10 protein-coding genes are annotated in these 13,600 nt (G+C 56.1%); 3 read left to right on the forward strand and 7 right to left on the reverse strand.

From position 1 onward, the window contains the following. Window positions 1-347: 347 nt before the first annotated feature. The 3 genes from J7395_RS02175 to J7395_RS02185 are packed head-to-tail and all read left to right on the forward strand — an operon-like array spanning window position 348 to window position 3,467. Window positions 348-1,121, forward strand: coding sequence for a MotA/TolQ/ExbB proton channel family protein (locus J7395_RS02175; protein WP_062948147.1), 774 nt, complete (start codon window positions 348-350; stop codon window positions 1,119-1,121). A gap of 57 nt (window positions 1,122-1,178) precedes the next feature. After that, entirely contained in the window at window positions 1,179-2,102 is a 924-nt protein-coding gene (locus J7395_RS02180; RefSeq protein WP_097052057.1) for an OmpA family protein, read from the forward strand. 54 nt (window positions 2,103-2,156) lie between these two features. Beyond that, a complete protein-coding gene (locus J7395_RS02185) occupies window positions 2,157-3,467 on the forward strand; it encodes a pentapeptide repeat-containing protein (RefSeq protein ID WP_209220398.1) in 1,311 nt (436 codons plus the stop codon). 7 nt (window positions 3,468-3,474) lie between these two features. Here J7395_RS02185 and mutL read toward each other — a convergent pair whose 3' ends face one another. The 7 genes from mutL to J7395_RS02220 form a co-directional block, all read right to left on the reverse strand. After that, complete coding sequence (gene mutL / locus J7395_RS02190) at window positions 3,475-5,382, reverse strand: DNA mismatch repair endonuclease MutL (protein ID WP_209220399.1); 1,908 nt, start codon at window positions 5,380-5,382, stop codon at window positions 3,475-3,477. 118 nt (window positions 5,383-5,500) lie between these two features. Beyond that, window positions 5,501-6,856, reverse strand: a complete 1,356-nt coding sequence (locus J7395_RS02195; protein WP_209220400.1) for a pitrilysin family protein — start codon at window positions 6,854-6,856, stop codon at window positions 5,501-5,503. Window positions 6,857-6,858: 2 nt separating this feature from the next. Next, window positions 6,859-8,280, reverse strand: coding sequence for a pitrilysin family protein (locus J7395_RS02200; RefSeq protein ID WP_209220401.1), 1,422 nt, complete (start codon window positions 8,278-8,280; stop codon window positions 6,859-6,861). 187 nt (window positions 8,281-8,467) lie between these two features. Continuing rightward, complete coding sequence (locus J7395_RS02205) at window positions 8,468-9,046, reverse strand: DUF3035 domain-containing protein (protein WP_062948159.1); 579 nt, start codon at window positions 9,044-9,046, stop codon at window positions 8,468-8,470. Window positions 9,047-9,096: 50 nt separating this feature from the next. After that, on the reverse strand, window positions 9,097-9,570 hold the full coding sequence (lspA, locus tag J7395_RS02210) for a signal peptidase II (RefSeq protein ID WP_062961101.1): 474 nt from the start codon (window positions 9,568-9,570) through the stop codon (window positions 9,097-9,099). Window positions 9,571-9,639: 69 nt separating this feature from the next. After that, window positions 9,640-12,480 (reverse strand): isoleucine--tRNA ligase, encoded by a 2,841-nt coding sequence (ileS, locus tag J7395_RS02215; RefSeq protein WP_209220402.1) that lies wholly within the window; start codon window positions 12,478-12,480, stop codon window positions 9,640-9,642. Window positions 12,481-12,583: 103 nt separating this feature from the next. Continuing rightward, the gene (locus J7395_RS02220; RefSeq protein ID WP_168177176.1) at window positions 12,584-13,540 is read right to left on the reverse strand and encodes a bifunctional riboflavin kinase/FAD synthetase; all 957 of its coding nucleotides are present in this window, start codon (window positions 13,538-13,540) and stop codon (window positions 12,584-12,586) included. Window positions 13,541-13,600 lie beyond the last annotated feature (60 nt).

Here is a 13,600-nt window from a genome sequence, read left to right on the forward strand (position 1 = left end):
TTGAGCCCCGACAAAAGTCGACTAACAAACGTATAGTATGCACTAGCCATTCACGCTAAGCATATATGCGGATTGGGAGGAGCACAGGCATGGACTGTTCGCAGCAGCGAACGAATTATGCCGGATTTTGTCCATTTGCTATGGAAAATCGGTCTGCAGCCTCCCAATTTGATGGAATGAAACAGAAAAGATAGTCGCCAACACCATGACACGTATCAGGGGTACCGCGTTCTGATGTTTGCTACCACAAATCAGCTGCCTGCCAGCCAGCAAGAGAGATCACCTCTTGTAAGCCAGAACCGGCTTTTGCCGCACAAACTCATAACGCCGGAAAACAAATAAGCATCATGGATATTGCAACACTTATCGGGATCGTCGCCGGTATGGGCGTTATCTTTGGCGCCATCCTTATGGGTGGCAGCCTGGATGCCTTTGTCGATCTACCATCGATCATGGTTGTTTTTGGTGGCACGGCGGCGGCAACGCTGATCAAGTTTCCGATGCGCGATGTGATCAAGTCGTTGAAGATCGGGATCAGGATCGCCTTCAAAAACCCCAAGGAAGATCCGCTGTCGATCTACGAGAAGGCAATCGAACTTTCCACTTTGGTTCGCAAGAACGGCTTGCTTGGTCTTGAGAATGTCGAGATTGAAAACGACATCATGGCGCGCGGCATTCGCATGTGCGTGGATGGTCACAGCGGCGAAGTCATTCGAAGCTCGATATCGAGCGAAGTCGAAAAGTCGATCCAGAATGACGAACTTGGCGAACTGATGTTCCGTGGCATTGGTGATACGGCCCCGGCCTTTGGCATGATCGGAACCCTGGTCGGTCTGGTACAGATGCTGGCCAACCTCTCGGACCCCGATGCCATCGGCCCGGCGATGGCGATCGCGATGCTGACGACATTCTATGGTGCGGTTCTGGCCAACCTGATTGCGCTTCCGGTGGCTGACAAGCTGGCCCTCAAGGTCGAACAGCTTAAAAGCACTAAGCAACTGATTATTGAATCGGTGGTCCAGATACAGTCCAGCCAGAGCCCGATGGTCATGAAGGAAATTCTTGGGCCTTATTTGCCAGGTGGCATTCCCAAGGATGCCGAAGGCGAAGGTGGCGAGTAACCCGTTTTCTCTCCCCCTTAACGCAACGAAGATACCCGAAGGCAACAGGCACAAGAAATGGCAAAGAAACCGGCAGCAGGAGCACCCGCATGGATGGCGACATTCGCCGATCTCATGTCATTGCTGCTTGTGCTTTTCGTGCTGTTGCTGACCTTTGCCGAAATGGATGTCATTAAATACAAACAGATTGCCGGATCGGTTAAAGCCGCCTTTGGTTTTTCCAAACAGGATGAACTGGCCGGTGTTGTCGAACTGGATGGCTCGATCCTTGGCAAGGCATTGAAACAGCCGACCCCTGATACCCCACGCGTTGTTTCCAACATTCCCCCGGTCGAAACGCCCGAGGTCGAGATAAAGGAAGGCGACAGCAAGGCTGAAAAAGCCGAGGCACTCGAAGAAACGCTTGAAACCGTGCTTGATAAAATGGGTATGGCCGACGAAATCGGGGTCGAGCGGAAAGATGGTGACGTTATCGTCCGCTTCCCCAATGAAATCGCCTTTCCATCCGGCTCTTCGGGGATGACTCCGGAATTTGCAGCGATCCTCAACCGGCTGGTGCCCGTCATCAATCAGACGGAAGGCCAGGTTATAGTTTCCGGCCACACCGACAATATTCCGGTATCGTCAAATTCGCCCTATATCTCGAACTGGGATTTATCGGCGGCGCGTGCGACATCGGTTTTGCATTACATGATTGATCAAAACGGCACCGATCCGATCCGCATGGTCGTTCAGGGACGCGGCGACAGCCGCCCGATTGCCGATAACAGTACAGCCGAAGGTCGCGCACAAAACCGGCGTGTTGAAATCACCATTGAGATGATCGACGATACAGGGGACAATGGTGGACCAGCTAAATTCTCCCCGACCGGAAATACACCGTCCGGCGGAGAAACCCCGGGAACAGCAAGCGAAAGCACCGCCCCGGATATTCCGCCGGTGGAACGGCGTCGAAGCTTTTCCATACCGGGCAATCAGTAAAAGTCAAATACGCCCAAGCCACAAAACCCGATAAAAGCAGGCAAGCTTGATGTCATGACATCGCGGTCACAAAAAAAACTGTCCGTCCTGTATGCCGATTACAGTGACCGGAACATCAAGGCAGTGCGAACCGCGCTCGAACCACTTGATCTGGCAGCCTTTCATACCAGCGACAATCGCGAATCCATCGTCGAACTTGCACAAATCCATCGCCCTGACCTGATCCTGATCGGTCTTTATCTTGATGGCATTCGCGGTATTTCGACTATCCGCACATTGCGTCAAAGCGCTTCTGAGGCCGATCCGTTCTGCAATCAGGTTCCGGTTTTACTGGGCGCCCCCAAACTGGATCGTCGCGCCATGCACGATGCGGTCAGTGCCGGGATCGAAGGTGTGTTTCGCCAGCCCGTCGATGATGATCGTCTGCGCAAAATCGTTCAGACTGTCATCAGGAAACCGCGCCGTTTTGTATTTGAAGGCAATTATTTCGGCCCGGCACGCGAAGGTGACAATTTGGCCGAGCCATCCCGCAAAACCCGTCCATCTGCTTCTGTAACGATTAAACCGGCACCCCAATCAAAAATATCAACGCGTGTAGCTGCGTCGGTAACAGGCAAACCAGCATCGAGGTTTTCTTCGCCAAAAACGGATAATCCGGTCCAAAACAGCGCCCGCCCCGCAACCGGTGCAATCGGCATCGAAACAGCCGAGATCGCATCGGAAAAATCGGCGCGCGACTATAACCTTGATGCTGCCAGTTCCGTGCGCGAGGTCCTTGGTACGCTTCCCATCCCCGACGAAACGGCACTACCAGTCGCGGACACTGCTCCGATTGATACCGCCATCGACGAGGAACTGGTTGAAATCGACCTGATGACTGCCCTTCAGGGGCATCGTCTCTGGGTTGATACCGGTGGCAAGGAAGGCGCGATGATGTCAATCGAGCATGCCGATCTGCGTGATGCCGATCTGGAAGGCATTGATCTGACCCGGTGTGCCTTGCCGCATGTGTCATTTCGCAATGCCAATTGCCAAAAGGCGGTGCTACGTCGTTGCGATATGACTGCAGGCGATTTCATCGGCTGCAATCTGGATCAGGCAGTCTTGGCTGCAAGCCGCCTTGCCGGGGCGCGTTTCACCGATGCCATATTGCGCAACACGGTGTTCCTCGGCTCCGACCTGTCAGGCGCATCATTTCGCGGCATGACATTGCACAATTGTGATCTGAGCGGCGCCAATCTTGCCAAAACCGATTTCCGCGATGCGGATTTATCCTCGGCCAAGGGATTGTTTGCCGAACAGATCCAACGCGCGCGGGTCAATGCCAATACCCGCCTGCCCCGCAATATGACGCTCAAGGAATAATGCTACCCTAGCGTCGGCCAAACATCTTTTCGATGTCATGCAGCTTAAGTTCGACATAGGTCGGGCGACCATGGTTGCACTGTCCGGAATGAGGGGTGGCTTCCATCTGCCGCAACAGCGCGTTCATTTCATCGGCGTTCAATTTGCGACCTGACCGCACCGATCCGTGACACGCCATGGTCGCGCAGACATACATCAACCGGTCTTTAAGCGCCATGCCCTGTCCCAGTTCGGCGATCTCGTCGGCAAGATCACGCACCAGCCCGGCCACATCAACCTTGCCCAGCATGGCCGGCACTTCACGCACCACCAGCGCGCCGGGACCAAACGGTTCGACCACCAGCCCCAATTCGGCAAATTCTTCGGCGCGGTCGGCAACGCGTTCGGCGGATGCCTCGTCCAGTTCAATGACTTCTGGCAGTAGCAACCCCTGCCGTTTGACGCCATTTTCCGCCAGATCAGCTTTCATACGTTCATAGACAATGCGTTCATGGGCGGCATGCTGATCCACAATCACCAACCCGTCGCGGGTCTGGGCGATGATATAATTGGCATGTACCTGCCCGCGCGCAGCACCCAGCGGATGATCAACAAATTTCGATGTGTCGGTGTCGTCAATCCGTGCCGACGGGGCCGCACCGGCATACCCGCCACCATATCCGCCATTATCACCGCCGGTCTCACCACCAGCGAAATCGCGCCCGCGGTCAAACAACCCGCCATAGGACGAAGACGGTGCCTGCGCGGCATAGTCACGCTGCACTGCGGCCAGCCCCGGATGACTCGGCTGATAGGACCCGAAATTATATCCGCCGGAGGCCGGACGTGACCCGCCATAGGGTAAAGACGGCCCGTCGCCCTCGCGCCTTGCCGCGCCCAGCGCCATATCGGCCACCGTGGTCGATGCCCGATGACCGGCCCCAGCCAGTGCATGCTTTAACGCACCAACGATCAAACCACGCACCATGCCCGGATCACGGAACCGGACTTCGGTCTTGCCCGGATGGACGTTGACGTCAACATCGCGCGGCGAAAGTTCAAAAAACAGCGCCAGCAACGGATGACGATCCCGCGCCAGAAAATCCTGATAGGCCCCGCGCACGGCCCCCTGCAACAGCCGGTCCTTGACCGGTCGGCCATTCACGAACAGGAACTGCATCTGCGCATTGCCGCGGTTCAGGGTTGGCACCCCGGCATAGCCGGTCAGGCGGATGCCTTCGCGTTCGGCTTCGATCTGAAGGGCGTTATCCTGAAATTCACGGCCCATCACCGCACCCAGCCGTTTCAGGCGCGCGTCGAACAAATCGCCTTCGCAAGCCGGGTAATTCAAAATCTGCTTGTTGCCATCGCCCGAAAGGGTAAAGCCGACATCGGGCCGGGCCATGGCCAGCCGATCCATGATTTCACGGGCATACATCTGCTCGGTTCGCGCGGTTTTAAGAAACTTCAGGCGCGCCGGGGTGGCATAGAAAAGATCGCGTACCTCGACCCGTGTGCCGAACGGATGGGCGGCTGGTTCCGGAGCACTTTTCGCCCCGCCTTCGACCGTTAATGTCCAGGCATTTTCTGCCCCGCGTGTCCGGCTGGTCAGGCGCATCCGCGATACCGATCCGATGGACGGCAAGGCTTCGCCGCGAAACCCCATAAAACCGATATTGAACAGATCATCATCGGGCAGTTTCGATGTCGCATGGCGTTCAACCGCAAGGCCGAGCTCATCAGGTGTCATGCCCTTGCCATCGTCGGTGACGGACAACAGGGTCCGCCCGCCATCGCGCAAGGTCACATCAACACGCGTCGCCCCGGCATCCAGCGCATTTTCCACCAGTTCCTTCAACGCCGCAGCAGGGCGTTCAACCACCTCACCGGCGGCAATCTGGTTGATCAGGTTCTGGGGCAGGACACGCAGGGTCATAAAGGCGATGCTCGTTAAAACTGGGTGATATTATTGTGGTTGATCCGAACCTATCAAAGCACAAAGCGCGGCGAAATGCCTTTCACCGCGCTTCATACATTTTAACGTCAGGATCGGCTTAAAACGCCAGATCACCTTCGGGCTGTCCCACCACCGTCACGGTGACATTGGCCGGATCAAGCAGTTCCCCGGCAACCCTATTGACGTCATCAAGGGTGACGGCTTCGACAAGGCTGTTGCGTTTATCAAGGAAGTCCATCCCCAGATCCTGCATCTGCATCCCAACCAGCATGCCCGACAGATTGCCAAGGCTGGTAAAGCGCAGCGGGAAGGCCCCGGTCAGATAGGACTTGGCGTTATCGAGTTCTTCCTGCGACACGCCCTCCTTCATTTTCTGCCATTCATCGCCAATGATCGACAGGCTCTGACCAATGGCGTCGTTGCGCGTCGCAACCCCGCCTGTCATCAACTCTGCCTTGTCCATATCGGCCAGATAGCTGTAAACGCCGTACGCAAGGCCGCGCTTTTCACGGACTTCCTCGGTCAGGCGCGATGAAAAACCACCGCCGCCAAGGATATAGTTCATGATATAAGCGGCATAGAAATCCGGGTCTTTGCGTGCAATGCCCTTCTGGCCCCAGACGGCCTGGCTTTGCGGGATATCCTGTTGGATCACTTCAATCCCGCCAAATTTCGGCGTGACTTCGGGAATAGCCGGAAGGTCGCTTTTTTCCGGCAGACCACCAAAAGCTTCGTCAAGCAGCGGGCCGAGTTCCTCGGCCGTTATGTCGCCCGCAACCCCGATCACCAGATTGTCGCGCGCCATCGCATGACGGACAAATTCACGGAAATCATTGGCATTCAGGCTGCTGACCGATGCAATCGTACCAGATACCGGATTGGCATAGGGATGATCGCCAAAGATCGATTTGAAAAATGCCTTTCCGGCAATATCACCCGGATCGGTTTGCGCCCGGCGCAGGCCGGACATCACCTGTGCCCGGATGCGCTCAACCGCCTCGTCATCAAAGCGCGGCTCGGTCAGGGCCAGACGCAAAAGGTCAATCGCCGTATCGCGTTCACGCGTCAACGTCACCATCGATCCGGAAAAGTCATCGCGACCGGCATCAAAGGAAATGCTGATCGACCGATCTTCCATTTCAGTACGGAAGGTCTGGCTGTCCATTTCGCCAGCCCCTTCGTCGATCAGGCCCGACACCATATTGGCAAGCCCGCCCTTGCCCGCCGGGTCGGTTGCGGAACCGGCCCCCTTGAAGGCGAAATCAACGGTCAGAAGCGGGTTCAGGTGATCTTCGATCAACCATGCGGTAATGCCACCATCCGATGTGACTTCCTGCACCTCGACCGCACTTGCCTGACTTGCGAAGGCTGTCATCAGCAGGGTGGCCGATGCCAGCCCCAGCAGTGTTTTGCGCATTTTCAGTACCGGAGTGTTTTTTGCGATATAGCTCATGATCAATGCACCTCCTGCTCGCCGATGACCGGGGCGGTCGGCATACCACTGATCGGGCCGCCTTCGGGCGGTTGCAACCAGCCCGTAACGGAACGTTTGTCGTCAAACACGGATTTCGCGGCCGCATTGACCTGCTCGATCGTCACGGCATTGATCCGGTCCGGCCAGCTTTCCACCTGATCAACGGTCAAACCAACCGCCAGTGCCTCGCCCAGGGTGCGGGCAGCAGCCGACAGGGAATCACGGGCAAACACCGCACTATCTAGAAGCTTCTGCTTGGCACGCGCCAGTTCTTCCTCGGTCACGCCATTTTCGACAACCTTGGCAATTTCGGCATCAACCGCCTTTTCAAGATCGGCCAGTTCGACACCATCGCGTGGCACGGCATAAAGCCCGAAGCTTGCCAGATCGACCGCAACCGGGTCGTAGAACGTTCCGGCACTGGTCGCAATCGACTGATCGACCACAAGCGATCTGAAGAACCGGCTGGTCGTGCCAGATCCAAGGATTTCGCTTAACACTTCAAGCGGGGCGGCCTGATCGGCATTTTCGCTGTTATAGGATGGTGCCAGATAATAACGCGACATGGATGCCTGCCCGACCCTCGGATCGGTCAGCGTTACCTTGCGCGGGGCATGCTGGGTCGGTTCCTTGACCCGGTGACGGGTCGCCACATCACCTGCCGGGATGGCACCGTAATATTTTTCGGCCAGCGGTTTAAGCTGATCCATGGTGATGTCGCCGACGACAACCAGAATGGCGTTATTGGGTGCATACCATTTGTGATAAAACGCCAGCGCGTCGTCGGTGCCGAGCGTTTCCATTTCATTGAGCCAGCCAATGATCGAACGGCCATAGGGATGCGCCATGTAAAGGGCAGCACGCATCTGTTCGCCAAGCAAAGCACCGGGATTATTATCAATCCGTGATCTGCGCTCTTCGATGATCACGTCACGTTCAGGCAGCACCACATCATCGGTAAGCTGCAAATTCTGCATCCGGTCGGCTTCCATTTTCATGACCATTTCAAGCCGGTCGCGGGCAATATTTTGAAAATAGCCGGTATAATCCCAACTGGTAAACGCATTGTCATTGCCGCCATTGCGGGCAACGATCTTGGAAAAGTCACCCGGGGCAATGTCCTTGGTACCCTTGAACATCAGATGTTCAAGGAAATGGGCGATCCCCGATACGCCCTCGGTCTCGTCGGCGGAACCGACCTTGTACCAGACCATATGGGTCACGACCGGGGCACGGTGATTTTCCACCAGCACGACCTGCATGCCGTTATCAAGGGTCATGGTTTGCGGACTGAAAACCGCCGCCCCGGCAAGATGGGGGCTCAGGATCATCAGAATTGCGGCAAGCAGGCCAATCGGCCCGCGCGCAAACAACGAAATCGGGGATCGGGTCGGAAATGTCATTATGTCATCCCAATGCTATAAGCAGGATCGCCAGAAACAGGCAGGGTGCCTGATCTATACGGCAACGGACAAGTTTTTGATTAAGAACTGAATATGACAGAACAAGGGCGCGGAAAGACCGCGCCCTGCTATAATTCGAATTTTGTTCTATTTCCGGAAAATTTCACCGGAATGTGACCGTCACGCTCTAGAAAATATCTTCGAGCCAGCCTTTCTGACGGCGTTCGATGACCGGTGTTTCACCTTCGGAAACCGACTCACCCAATGCCTGCTGATCGCGGATGCGTTTGGCTTCGGCTTCGGCGTCAACCTGGGTGCCGAATTCCGGCTTGTCCTGCCAGAAGATCAGCTTGTCGACGACGCTGTCGCTTTCTTCGATAAAGATCGAGGTTTCGCGATCAACCGTGGTGCGGATTGCCGGATCGGCATATTGCGCGCCCGACTGCGACAGCAGGGCAATCTGCCCCTGGCTGCGATTGCCATCGGTGATATCGCGCTTGACCGCATCGGGATCTTCACCAGTCAGGATACGACGCGCCTGATCGGTGGTCGTACCTGTCTGCGGGCGTGGTGCGCCCGGTTCGGGAACACGCAGTGTGAAATCAGGCGGCAGGCTCAGCGGTGCACGGGAAACAACCTGAAACTCGTCCGGGGCCGTTTTGTTCAGACCGAACGTTTCACGCGTTGATTCACAACCGGACACGGCAAGTGCCAACCCGCCCAGCAGCGCAACTTTGAAAATCGATGTCGATAGTTTCCGGGCCATTGATGCCTCTTTACCACTCAGTCTCCGGCATCGAAATGCCGGATCAAAAATTACCTGGATGATTTTTTACCGCCAAACAGGGAATCGATCAACAGCAGGACTGCGCCAATCGTAATTGCGCTGTCAGCGATATTGAAAACCGGCCAATGATAACCTGCAACATGCATGTCGATAAAGTCGGTTACCGCCCCGTGACGCAACCGGTCAACAAGGTTGCCAACCGCCCCGCCAATCACCAGTGCCAGCGCAACACCCAGCAACCGGTCGCGCGTCCGCCACATCCAGATCAGGAAACCAATGGTGATTGCTGCCGTCGCCGCAATCATGACCCAAGGCGCCTGCCCCTGAAACAGGCCGAACGAAACGCCACTGTTCCATGCCAGCAGGAAATTCATGAACGGCGTGACTTCGATCACGCGATGCGGGTTTGACAATCCGTCAATCGCAAGCTGCTTGGTCCACTGGTCGACGGCAAAAACCACCGCAATAACAACCAGTCCAAAGACAAAGGCACGATGTTTCATCAACACTCTTTCTGTCTTGCCTGAACAAGGTCTTCCGGATGGAAAGACCCGGACCGGAAAAGGGCCGCCTTATTCGGCGGCCTCGATCCCCATTTCATCTACGGCATCGGCACAGCGCAGGCACACGGTTTTGTGCACCGGATGGCTGCCGACTTCGGGCAGTGTCTGCCAGCAACGTTCGCATTTCTCGCCCTCGGCCAATGCCGGAACCACACCAACGCCTGCGACTTCCTCGAGGGTATAGGCCCCTTCGGGCGCATCGCCGGTGATCAGTTCGACATCAGATGTGATGGCGATTTCGGCAAGATTAAGGCCGTTAAGCGCTTCGACATATTCCGTCGTCGCATAGACCTTTGGCGCGGCATCAAGGCTGGCGCCAATACGTTTTTCCGCACGTTCAAGTTCCAGCGCACCAGTCACGACACGGCGCAGTTTGCGGATTTTTTCCCACTTGGCAGCCAGTGCCTCGTTCTTCCAGCCATCCGAAACCGTGTTGAAGGTTTCGGAATGGACCGAACTGTCGGCACCATAACGGGCGCGCCATGCCTCGTCCGCGGTAAAGCACAGAACCGGTGCCAGCCAGCGCACCAGACAGTCAAATACGCGATCCATGACGGTGCGCGCCGCACGGCGTTTGGCACTGCTTGGCGCGTCGCAATAAAGCGCGTCCTTGCGGATATCGAGGTAAAATGCCGACATATCAAGCGCGCAGAAGTTATGCAGCTCGATAAACATCGTATGGAAATCATAATCTGCCGTGGTTTTACACACCAGATCGTCAAGCTTGCTCAGACGATGCAGGACCCAGCGTTCCAGTTCCGGCAATTCGCTGTCCGCAACCTTTTCCGCCTCGGTAAAGCCATCAAGGTTCCCCAGCAGGAAGCGCAGCGTGTTGCGCAGGCGGCGATAGATGTCAGAATGACGTTCGATGATCTCGTGGCTGATACGCAGGTCATCGTGATAGTCGGAACTGACCACCCAAAGACGCAGGATATCTGCACCCAGTTTGTTGATGACCTCCTGCGGTGCAATGATGTTGCCAAGCGACTTGGACATCTTGCGGCCTTCGCCGTCCAGAACGAAACCGTGTGTCAGGACCGCGTCATACGGCGCACGGCCGCGCGTTCCGCACGATTCCAGCAAAGAGCTATGGAACCAGCCGCGATGCTGATCCGATCCTTCAAGATAAAGGTCGGCCGGCCATTTAAGGTCCTGACGTTCTTCAAGCACGAAGGCATGGGTCGAACCGGAATCAAACCAGACGTCAAGAACATCGGTGACCTGCTCGAAATCCTTGGCATCATATTTGTCACCAAGGAAATATTGCGCATCGCGGGTGAACCACGCATCGGCACCTTCAGCACAGAATGCTTCGTACACACGATCAAGTACCCCCTGATCACGCAGCGGTTCACGGGTGTTTTTATTGATGAACACCGTAATCGGCACACCCCACGCACGCTGGCGCGAAACGCACCAGTCCGGGCGGTTGGCAATCATCGAATGCAAACGGTTGCGACCAGCTTCCGGCACAAAGCGGGTCTCATCAATCGCCTTCAACGCCTTTTCACGCAGGTCATTATCCTTCATGGAAATGAACCATTGCGGTGTGGTGCGATAGATGATCGGAGCCTTGGACCGCCACGAGCATGGATAGGAGTGTTTTAGACGCCCGCGCGACAACAGCGCGCCAACCTCAACCAGCTTGGCGATGACCGCCTCATTGGCATCGGCTTCCTTGCCGTTTTCATCATAGATGCGTTTGCCGGCAAACAGCGGCACGGTCGGGTAATAAGCCCCGTCGCCATCCACCATTTCCGGCACTTCAAGACCATATTTCAGACCGGTCTGGTAATCGTCCGGGCCGTGCGTCGGCGCGGTATGGACAAAGCCGGTACCGGTATCGGTCGTGACGTAATCCGCGGCCAGAAGCGGTACGTCAAACTCATAACCCTGCCCACGGAACGGATGGGCAGCAACGGTGCCTTCAAGGTCGGAACCTTTGAAATTGCCAACAACCTTGTGTCCGGTGATACGCCCCTGCTTGCAAACGTCTTCGACCAGATCGGCACAGATCGCCATTTTCTCGCCGACCTTGGCCCAGGCTTCCTCGGCGGTTTCGGTCACTTCGATCACGACATAGTCGATCTCGGCCCCATACGAAATCGCGCGGTTCCCCGGGATCGTCCATGGGGTCGTCGTCCAGATCAGGATCGTCGCATCGGAAAGGGCATCAACCTTGGATGAAACAACCGGGAACCGGACATGGATCGTTTTGCTGGTATGGTCGTGATATTCGACCTCGGCCTCGGCCAGCGCGGTCTTTTCAACCACCGACCACATGACCGGCTTCGAGCCCATATAGAGCGAACCGTTCATCAGGAATTTGCCAAGTTCACGGGCAATAGATGCCTCGGCCTTGTAATCCATGGTGACATAGGGATTGTCCCAGTCGCCCATCACGCCAAGACGTTTGAATTCCTCGCGCTGGATATCAAGCCATTTCTGGGCGAACTCACGGCATTCCTTGCGGAATTCGGCGATGGGAACATCATCCTTGTTCTTGCCCTTGGCACGGTACTGTTCTTCGATCTTCCATTCGATCGGAAGGCCGTGGCAATCCCAGCCCGGAACATAAACCGCGTTCTTGCCCATCATCTGCTGCGAACGGGTGATCACGTCTTTCAGGATTTTGTTGAGTGCATGACCAATATGCAGGTGGCCGTTGGCATAGGGCGGGCCATCATGCAGGACAAACATTTCACGATCCGCCGAAATACCGCGAATTTTGCCATAGAGGTCCTCTTTCGCCCACTGTTCCAGCAGGGTCGGCTCCATCTTTGGCAAACCCGCCCGCATCGGAAAATCGGTCTTGGGCAGGATAACGGTCTTTTTGTATTCGACACTCATCGTGACGGTCCTGTCGTCTTTAAACAAATTACAAGGGCGAACCCCCGGTGATACTGGCTGCCCCCGTAAAGGCGCGCGGATCATAACGGGTTCGACAACAATTTCAAATCTTGCCGAGAATCTCTTTGGCGGCAATCACATCCGCAGCGATCTGGGCTTTCAGTGCGTCAAGCCCGTCGAACTTCTGTTCGCCCCGGATAAAGCCGTGCAAACGCACGCGAACGCGACGGCCATAGATGTCCTGATCGAAATCGAACAGGTGGGCTTCAAGCCCGGCATCCGCATCCCCGCCAAAGCTGGGGCGCACACCAATATTTGCGACTCCGTCGATCCAGCGTTCGACGGTTTCATCATTTTCGTCCGATATCAGGCCAAGCTCGACGGCATAAACACCGAATTTCGGACGCAGATGATTGCCAAGTGCGACATTGGCGGTCGGGAAACCAATCGTGCGGCCGCGCTGATCGCCCTTGATCACCACACCGGCAACTTCCCACGGGCGCCCCAGCAAATGGGTCGCATCCTGCGGGCGGCCTTCACGCAATGCCTGCCGGATCGCTGTCGAGGAATAGATGATCCCGTTATCATGCGTAACCGCCTCGATCGCCGTCACCCCGAAACCGGATTTTTCGCCGATTTCACGCAGCAGATCGACATTTCCCGCCCGGCCCTTGCCAAAGCAGAAGTCCCAACCGACAACGACATGGCGCACACCAAGTCCATTCACCAGAATGCGTTCGATAAACTCTTCGGCGCTCATCGCGGCAAAATCGCGATTAAACTCGGCTTCGAAAAACAGATCGATATCCAGATCGGACGCCGCCGTAATCCGGTCATCGGCCGATGTCAGACGGAATTCGGGTTCGCCTGCGCGGAACAGCATCCGGGGATGAGGTTCGAACGTCAGAATGCCCAGCGGTGCATTCAGATCGCGAGCGATCTTGCGCGCATGATCAAGCAACGTCTGATGGCCCAGATGAAGGCCGTCAAAATTGCCAATCGCAACAACCGCGCCACGCGCGTCATTACCCAGATTGTCAAAAGATCGAAAAACGCGCATCCGCGCCGGTCTCTCTTTTTTGCTCGTCATCATGCCAGCAGATCGCATATCCGCACAGTC

It is taken from the genome of Thalassospira sp. A3_1, assembly GCF_017744215.1.
Classification (GTDB): domain Bacteria; phylum Pseudomonadota; class Alphaproteobacteria; order Rhodospirillales; family Thalassospiraceae; genus Thalassospira; species Thalassospira lucentensis_A.

Bases quoted from the DNA above. Each gene is read 5' to 3' on its own strand.
- J7395_RS02175 (WP_062948147.1), top strand. From the start codon at position 348: ATGGATATTGCAACACTTATCGGGATCGTCGCCGGTATGGGCGTTATC.
- J7395_RS02180 (WP_097052057.1), top strand. From the start codon at position 1,179: ATGGCAAAGAAACCGGCAGCAGGAGCACCCGCATGGATGGCGACATTC.
- J7395_RS02185 (WP_209220398.1), top strand. From the start codon at position 2,157: ATGACATCGCGGTCACAAAAAAAACTGTCCGTCCTGTATGCCGATTAC.
- mutL (WP_209220399.1), bottom strand. From the start codon at position 5,382: ATGACCCTGCGTGTCCTGCCCCAGAACCTGATCAACCAGATTGCCGCC.
- J7395_RS02195 (WP_209220400.1), bottom strand. From the start codon at position 6,856: ATGAGCTATATCGCAAAAAACACTCCGGTACTGAAAATGCGCAAAACA.
- J7395_RS02200 (WP_209220401.1), bottom strand. From the start codon at position 8,280: ATGACATTTCCGACCCGATCCCCGATTTCGTTGTTTGCGCGCGGGCCG.
- J7395_RS02205 (WP_062948159.1), bottom strand. From the start codon at position 9,046: ATGGCCCGGAAACTATCGACATCGATTTTCAAAGTTGCGCTGCTGGGC.
- lspA (WP_062961101.1), bottom strand. From the start codon at position 9,570: ATGAAACATCGTGCCTTTGTCTTTGGACTGGTTGTTATTGCGGTGGTT.
- ileS (WP_209220402.1), bottom strand. From the start codon at position 12,480: ATGAGTGTCGAATACAAAAAGACCGTTATCCTGCCCAAGACCGATTTT.
- J7395_RS02220 (WP_168177176.1), bottom strand. From the start codon at position 13,540: ATGCGCGTTTTTCGATCTTTTGACAATCTGGGTAATGACGCGCGTGGC.